Source organism: Roseovarius lutimaris (assembly GCF_900115165.1).
Lineage (GTDB): Bacteria > Pseudomonadota > Alphaproteobacteria > Rhodobacterales > Rhodobacteraceae > Roseovarius > Roseovarius lutimaris.
Genome location: NZ_FOVP01000058.1, coordinates 1 through 4,879 on the forward strand (window position 1 = coordinate 1; position 4,879 = coordinate 4,879).

Genomic DNA, 4,879 nt, shown 5'->3' on the forward strand with positions numbered 1-4,879 from the left:
GCCACTGACAAGATCGAGGCCGAGGTGCAGCTTTCGCCAAGAGCGCCGTTTGCGTTTGGTTTTATGCTTTTTCTCAAGCCATTCGCCCTCACCGAAGACCTTCAGGCCGGTACTATCCACCACAAGATGGACCGGATCGGATCGGTCGGCTTTACGCGTCGCAGGCAAAGTCAGTCCCTTGCCCCGGCGCGAGAGCGTGGAGAAGTCTGGCACCGCAATCTCGACACCAAGCAAGGCCGCGATACTACGCATGAAGCCTTGTGTCTGGCGCAACGGTTGCTTGAAGACAGCGCTCAGGGTCAGGCAGATCTCGATCGCCAGGTCTGAATATGTCCGCTGACCACCCCGCGTCGCCCGGCGCGGTGCCCGCCACAAACCAAGCGCCTCTTCGCTGACCCAGACCGTCAATTCCCCGCGACGCCGAAGGCTTTCGCGGCATTATGGAGCAAACTCACCAAATAAGGTTATTTTCATTTATCCACAAGATCCTGAATTTCACACCAAATTTTGTTTGGTTCTGGAACCCCAGAATTGCGTCGGGTATGTGTGATGAATTCCTTGCAGCTTTCGATGTGATCAATGAATTGTTGACGGATATTGCTCTTCACCATACCTTCGTCCAGGGCGCCTGAGCGGACTGCGATAGCTAGGGCCTCGTATTCGTTCAGAATATTCTTGATCGCCGAATACTCTTCGATGAGATCATGTGTCGCTTCATCACGGTCGCCCTGATTTCCGTTGGGGATTTGACCTTGGCTTTTTAGCCTGTGATACTCTTCGGATACTGCCCTTAGCTTCTTCGTGCCCAGTCTTATCTCAAGAAATTTATTCTTCGCTTTTATGTAGTCCCTGTCCCAGCTTAATTTGCTCAGGTAGTCAAACGTGCTTTTTTTGTTGGCGATATCGCGAGCGTTCTTAATCGCCGCCGCCGCGAACCACCATGCGCCGAGAGCAGAAATAAGTATCGCAATAGGGCTTAGGAAGTCCGCCCAAATCCACCCGACCTGTACTAACTCAGTCTCCATATGCCCCTCCCACTCACAAAAAAAACGCCCACTGAGAGTTCAGTGGGCGTTACGTCTGGTCATAAATTCCCTTTAGCCGCCATAACCCTCACGGGTGGGGGCTGTGATTTTGATGGGGTTCTTCATGTTATCCTCCTAAGATGCCCTCTAGCATACTGTAGATAAACCCTAGCAATGTGCCGACAAGATGGCCAGAAAAATTAATCCCATCAAATTCGCCGCAAAATTGTGTTACTCAATCCAAAGTGTCACTTTTCAAGCGGTTTAATTTCCAACCCCATGGCCTCCATGCATTGAAGCATAAACGCCGAACTAAATCCGCCACGGCTTATCTTGTTCGCCACGCCGCCAGAACTCATGTCAACGCCTATAGCCTTAAGGCGCTCTGTTAGCTGGTCTACGGTCACGCCTTGGGCCTTCATGGCCTCGCGCACCATATCCTTTGCCTTGTCCTCATACTCCGCGTTCACAGGGCTTGCCTTACGGGCAGTCGGCTTCGGCGGGGCGGGCCTGTTCATTACGTTCATACGTCACCTTTTTTGGCATAACCGAATAAGGTGAATATAACGCTTGACCGGGCGCGTGTCCACTGGCATAACATATTAACCAAATAAGGTTAGCATCATGTCACAGCACTTTCTACTCTCACCCGCCGCCAAAACGCTTTCACTCGTGAAGGTCATGCGCATGTCTGAGGCGGAAGCCCGCACAGCATTCCGCAAAATTCGCTGGACTGAGACCGAAGGCGAGCCGATTTGCCCAGAGTGCGGATGCGTTGACCACTACGACCTTAAGACGCGCCAAGTATACAAATGCAAGGGTTGCGCTAAGCAGTTCAGCATCACATCTGGCACAATCTTTGCCAGCCGCAAGTTGCAGGTTCGCGATATTCTGGCGGCAATCGCTATCTTTATAAATGGCGCAAAGGGCTACAGCGCATTGCAGTTGTCCCGCGATTTGGGTGTTGATTACAAAACCGCATTCGTTTTGCTGCACAAGGTACGTGAAAGCATAGAGACAGCCCGTAATGCTGGTGCATTGTCAGGCAATATCGAGGTCGATGGCGCTTACTTTGGTGGGTATGTGAAACCTGCCAATGAAAAGAAGGACCGTAAGGACCGCCGCAAGAAGGTTCACCAGTCAGGCAAGCGTCAAAGCGTTATCGTGATGCGTGAGCGCGGTGGCCGCACACTTACCTATGTGACAAGCACCGAAGCCGAAGGCGTGGCCCTTGTCGCCGCTAACGTCGAGCATGGCGCGACAGTCCATGCCGACGAAGCGTCACACTGGGACAAGCTGGCGGCATACTTCCCAATAAAGCGGATCAACCACCAAGAGGCATATTCAAAGGATGGTGCCTGCACCAACCAAGCAGAAAGCTTCTTTAGCCGCCTACGCCGCGCTGAGGTTGGCACCCACCACCACATCGCGGGCAAATACCTTGGCGCATACGCTGCTGAAATGGCATGGCGTGAGGACACCAACCGTCAGGCCAATGGGCACCAGTTCGCTATGGCTATTGGGGCGGTTGCAGCTGCTCCGGTATCTCGTCAGTGGTGTGGGTATTGGCAGCGGCGGGCTTGATAGTGCCTCTGCCTGTAGAAAGCATTGCTTACTTATAAAAATTTATGCTTGCGGCGCTAGCAAGCATATGTTTACTAGAGGTAGTAAGCATCGGAGGCGGCAATGACGACAAAGCAAAGCGCGGGAGGTACAGCAAGGGCGGCGAAGCTGACCCCTGCTGAAAGGTCGAAAATCGCGAAGAATGCGGCCCGGGCGCGTTGGAAGCCTGAACTCGCAGGTATTATGCCGGAAGCAAGTTCACAGGGTGTTTTGCAGATTGGAGAGATTGGCATCGATTGCTATGTCCTCAAGGACCAGCGCCGATTGATTCACAAAAGGGCGATGGCAAGGGCCTTGGGCCTCAAATCGGAAGGCGGCAACGCTTTTATCAAAACATTATCTGGCAAGACCTTAGGATCCAGAATCCCGGCAAATGTCCGGGAGAAGATCGAAAATCACATTGTTTTCAAGCCATTATCGGGGGATCCCGCGCACGGATACGAAGCGGCTGTTCTGATTGACCTTTGCGATGCCTTAATTGATGCGCGTGACCAATTGTTGCCGTCACAAAAATTTCTTGCTCGCCAAGCGGAAATTCTTATCAGGTCCGCAGCAAAGGTTGGAATTGTTGCCTTAATCGATGAGGCGACTGGATTTATTGCCGATAAAAGGCAGGATGAGTACCGCCATATTTGGCAGGAATGCATCCGCGAAGAGGCGCGAAAGTGGGAAAACGCAGAGTTCCCGGATGACTTGTTTGAGGTATTCTACAATGTTTATGGCCTCAAGAGGCTTAATCCTGACAGCACAAAGCATCCAAAGTTTTTCTCCAAGCTCATCCGGAAGTACATCTACCAACCGTTGCTGAACTCGAACGGTGCCATTCTAGAGCAACTAGAAGAGAAAAACCCGGTTGTATATGCCAATGGCGGACGCCGTTATAAGCTTTTCCAGTTTCTTAGCGATGAGATCGGACTCCCTGCCGTAAAAGCGCAGATCTGGCAGGTTGTTGGGATTGCTCGCGGTGCAAAAAGCAAGGCTCAGCTGGAAACTCGTTTTTATGAATCTTTCCCGGAGGCCCGGCCTAATAGGCCAGCCGCGATCAAGGATCTGTTTGATGCATGATAAGGAGGTAATTTTCATGGAGCCCATATGACGACCACCCTGATCTAATCGGAACTTGAACTTCTGATTAGGTGAGCAGCCGCCATCTAGGGCGCGCAGGGGCCGGGGCTTACGCCTCGGCTCCACACCAAAGCTTGAGAATGATCTCAAGCTTCAACATGACCGGACTTAGGACATGCAACACATGATAGATGATTCATTTGGGTCGTCACGTCAAGTCTGACGTCTGGTCGCAGCATCGCGAAAGGCACAAGATGCACGACTGTAAAGTGACGCCCGCCATGGCGTCTGTAATCAAACTGGCACGAGCGCTTGGTATCCCGTACTCTTGGATCACGGGTTATTACCACGGCCTCAACTTTGGCCGTATTGCTGATGTGATGAAGGGGCGCTTATTCCCCGACGTGCCGCCAGCGGCCAGCCTTCCGGCTGACTTCCCCAAAGCGGCTTAACGTACGACTTAGGGCGGCTCACAGGCCGCCCTTTTTCAATGACCACAGCTTGTACGGTCCGTTCCCATCATGGTCGCGTGTCCATCCGTGGTCCTCGATAAGGTCTTGGTCACGGCACCCCTTTATACAGGCTCCAATGCGCTTACGCAGCGTGGCGTAGGTCGCATCATCGCAGACTAATCCGCGATCCGCTGCCCATGCCTCTGTTATCCGGCGGGATGTTAGCGGCTCGCTGGCCTCGCGCAGTGAGTTAAGCACGAACCGCTTCACAGATCCCTTCTGTGCCCTATGCTTGGTCACATACTGCTTTATCGCGTAGCTGTCTGCGTCGGGATCAAACAACCGAATGGCCGCGTCCAGGTGGTCTATATCAACCGTCAGTTTTTTAATCTCAGCTTTGTATCTGTCGCGTAGCGCGGATAACTCAGCGTGCTTTGCGACTAGGCCGGAAACCGTGTTCGGGCGCTCGTATTCTGTAATGTCTTTCATGCAGCACTTATATCTAACCATTTATGATTATTCAATAACCTTATTTGGTGAGTTTGCTCCATAATGCCGGGCTTTCGTTGTAACTCGCCCAGTTGGACACACGATACTTTTGCTTCGAAATTTTGCCTCGGCGGTTAGCATTGAATTTGTGCGGCATGCTCAGCATCCTGAATGGGAAGGAGCAACCTCAGTATCAGGCTCAGAACGATCCCTGCAACAAAGCCG

5 protein-coding genes and 1 pseudogene are annotated in these 4,879 nt (G+C 52.3%); 2 read left to right on the forward strand and 4 right to left on the reverse strand.

The window, feature by feature from the left end; genetic code table 11:
- The 3 genes and pseudogenes from BMZ91_RS20800 to BMZ91_RS20810 form a co-directional block, all read right to left on the reverse strand.
- Nucleotides 1–432, reverse strand: a pseudogene (locus tag BMZ91_RS20800) (IS5 family transposase); the annotation flags it as partial.
- A gap of 38 nt (nucleotides 433–470) precedes the next feature.
- Nucleotides 471–1,025: a DUF4760 domain-containing protein gene (locus tag BMZ91_RS20805; RefSeq protein WP_092842487.1), complete on the reverse strand. Its 555-nt coding sequence runs from the start codon at nucleotides 1,023–1,025 to the stop codon at nucleotides 471–473.
- 248 nt (nucleotides 1,026–1,273) lie between these two features.
- Complete coding sequence (locus BMZ91_RS20810) at nucleotides 1,274–1,495, reverse strand: DUF6471 domain-containing protein (RefSeq protein ID WP_245736526.1); 222 nt, start codon at nucleotides 1,493–1,495, stop codon at nucleotides 1,274–1,276.
- A 154-nt stretch (nucleotides 1,496–1,649) separates the two neighbouring features.
- Here BMZ91_RS20810 and BMZ91_RS20815 point away from each other — a divergent pair, with 154 nt between their 5' ends.
- Both BMZ91_RS20815 and BMZ91_RS20820 read left to right on the forward strand, forming a co-directional pair.
- Nucleotides 1,650–2,609, forward strand: a complete 960-nt coding sequence (locus BMZ91_RS20815) for an IS1595 family transposase (RefSeq protein ID WP_092842489.1) — start codon at nucleotides 1,650–1,652, stop codon at nucleotides 2,607–2,609.
- 102 nt (nucleotides 2,610–2,711) lie between these two features.
- Nucleotides 2,712–3,713 (forward strand): P63C domain-containing protein, encoded by a 1,002-nt coding sequence (locus tag BMZ91_RS20820; RefSeq protein ID WP_092842490.1) that lies wholly within the window; start codon nucleotides 2,712–2,714, stop codon nucleotides 3,711–3,713.
- A gap of 470 nt (nucleotides 3,714–4,183) precedes the next feature.
- Here BMZ91_RS20820 and BMZ91_RS20830 read toward each other — a convergent pair whose 3' ends face one another.
- Nucleotides 4,184–4,654 (reverse strand): hypothetical protein, encoded by a 471-nt coding sequence (locus BMZ91_RS20830; protein ID WP_092842491.1) that lies wholly within the window; start codon nucleotides 4,652–4,654, stop codon nucleotides 4,184–4,186.
- Nucleotides 4,655–4,879: the final 225 nt, after the last annotated feature.